A 2,114-nucleotide genomic window follows, 5' to 3' on the forward strand; every position below is an offset into this window, starting at 1 on the left:
CTGGTGACCTGTACTTACAGTTTCCAGAACGCGCGTTATATTCTCTTTGGGAAATTGGAAAAGGTCAGCTGATCTACGGAGTTACAAAGAGTTGGCTCCAGTAGCTCTTATAGGGGGTGGAATAATCATAGTAGCAACCCACCCCGATCAGCTTGAATTTCGGGTTCATGATGTTGTCACGATGACCCTGCGAAGCCATCCAGGACTTGACCACCCGTTCCGGAGTCGACTGGCCGGCCGCGATATTCTCTCCCGCTCCACAAAAACCGATCTTGATGGCTGAGGAAAAACGATTGCCGTCCGGCCGTTTATGCCCCCAGCAGTTGATGATCTCCCGGGCTCTGGTCCGGGCCGAATCACGAAGCGAGCTGTTCATGGTCAGGGGAGCCAAGCCTTCTTTGGCCCGCTCCACGTTGATCAGCTCCACGACCTGACGTTCGTAGGCGTCGTTGAAAAACCCTGCCTCTTCCTTGGTCGTCGCTTTTGTCGTTGTGCTGGTGGTGGTACCTGCCGTGGTGGCAGCTGTTGTTGTGGTTTTCGCCTTACTTGTGGTGGCCTGGGTCTGCTTTCTGGTGGTCGTCGGCGCGGTCGTTGTCGGCGCCGGTTCCGTCACCTTGGTTCGGGCCGAATGCTTTGGGCGGGGAAGGAAGGCTTCCGTCGTCTCTTCACAGGGAATGAAAGCGGCGACATCTTCCGGCGGTTCATGCCCGCAATCCATTTGAACCTCTACTCCGCATAGTTCGCAGGATCCGGCATCATTGAGCTCGGGCCTGGTCGTTTGGCTGGTCCATACAGGCGGATCCGCCGGCTGGGAGGTCAGAAGAAAAAGTCGATCATCGCTTCGCACGTCCCGGCAAGCAGACAGGACGGCAAGGAAAAGGAATATTGAGACTAAAAGTAAGGTAGCTTTTTTCATTTTCGGTGGAAGGGCTGGCGCCCATCGTGGATCTGAATTTGATTCAAAAGGCTTGAACCTATCTATGACGGTAACCTAATAAACAAAGAAATTAAAGATGTAAACCGCGTCTTGTGAGTCATTTGCATTACAACTCCATAATGTTTTCCGGTCTCATCCTCCCGGGTGGTGGTAGAATAACGCCAAATCCTGCCTCAAAAAGTCGAACGAGGTTGTAACTGGTGGATGTCTTTACCCTTATTTTATGGATTGGCACCCTGGCCTTTCTCATCTTCTCCTGGTTCAAGGATCGGGCGAGGACCAAAAGAGCGCTGAAAATGGCTCTTAAGATGGGCGTGGGCATGGCGCCTGCCATCCTGTCAATTGTCATCGCTATTGGCTTGATCCTGACCCTGCTGCCTCCCGACGCGATCGCGGAATTCATGAGCCGGCAGTCGGTCTTCCTGGCCACTTTGGTTGCCGCCCTCTTCGGAACCGTGACCCTGGTACCGGCCTTCATTGCCTTCCCCTTCGTGGGAACCCTGGTCGGCGCCGGTGTCAGCCTGGTACCCGCGGTTGCCTCCCTGACCACCTTAACCATGGTAGGCATCGTCACCTTGCCGCTGGAAAAGAAAACCTTCGGCGTTAAATTCACAGTCGCAAGAAACGGATTGAGTTTCCTTTTTGCCCTCTTGATCGCCTTGGCCATGGGGGTTGTGATGTGAAAATTCTGACTTTTATCCGTAAAAATCTGTTTTTTGTTCTGGTTCTGGCCGCCTATCTGATCCTCCTGCTTGTCAAACGGGAAACGGCCCTCGAGTCCGCGGGCAACAGCGTCTACTATCTGCGGGAAATGGTCATGATCATGCCGGTGGTCTTCATCCTCACCGCCCTCCTGGATGCCTGGATCCCCAAAGACAAGATCCTCCGCTATCTGGGCCGGGAAGCCGGCGTGAAGGGAATCCTGCTCTCCTTCCTTATTGGCAGCCTGTCCGCCGGTCCACTCTACGCGGCGTTTCCCATGTGTGTCATGCTCCACAAGAAAGGCGCTTCCCTGCGCAACCTGGTCATCATCCTCAGTGCCTGGGCAGTCATCAAGTTGCCCATGCTGCTGAACGAAGCAAAGTATCTGGGATTGAATTTCATGGCCGTCCGCTGGGTCTTGACCGTGCTGGCCATCCTGCTTATCTCTTTTCTCACCTCGCTCATGGGCAGAAGC

Annotated in this window: 3 protein-coding genes; 2 read left to right on the plus strand and 1 reads right to left on the minus strand. The window is 54.3% G+C overall.

The features are described 5' to 3' along the window. Positions 1 to 73 precede the first annotated feature (73 nt). A complete protein-coding gene (locus tag GX147_09930) occupies positions 74 to 718 on the minus strand; it encodes a hypothetical protein (GenBank protein ID NLN60990.1) in 645 nt (214 codons plus the stop codon). Between the two features lie 419 nt (positions 719 to 1,137). Between GX147_09930 and GX147_09935 the strand changes: the two genes are divergently transcribed. Together GX147_09935 and GX147_09940 are read left to right on the plus strand one after the other, a co-directional pair. Next, positions 1,138 to 1,620: a permease gene (locus GX147_09935; protein ID NLN60991.1), complete on the plus strand. Its 483-nt coding sequence runs from the start codon at positions 1,138 to 1,140 to the stop codon at positions 1,618 to 1,620. Then, a partial coding sequence (locus tag GX147_09940; protein NLN60992.1) for a permease occupies positions 1,617 to 2,114 on the plus strand: 498 nt, incomplete at its 3' end. The genes GX147_09935 and GX147_09940, both read left to right, overlap by 4 nt.

Source organism: Deltaproteobacteria bacterium (genome assembly GCA_012522415.1).
In the GTDB taxonomy this organism is placed as follows: Bacteria; Desulfobacterota; Syntrophia; order Syntrophales; family JAAYKM01; genus JAAYKM01.

What these genes read in the sequence shown, in the direction of transcription:
- GX147_09930 (NLN60990.1), bottom strand. Translation starts at nt 718, where the DNA reads ATGGATTGCGGGCATGAACCGCCGGAAGATGTCGCCGCTTTCATTCCC.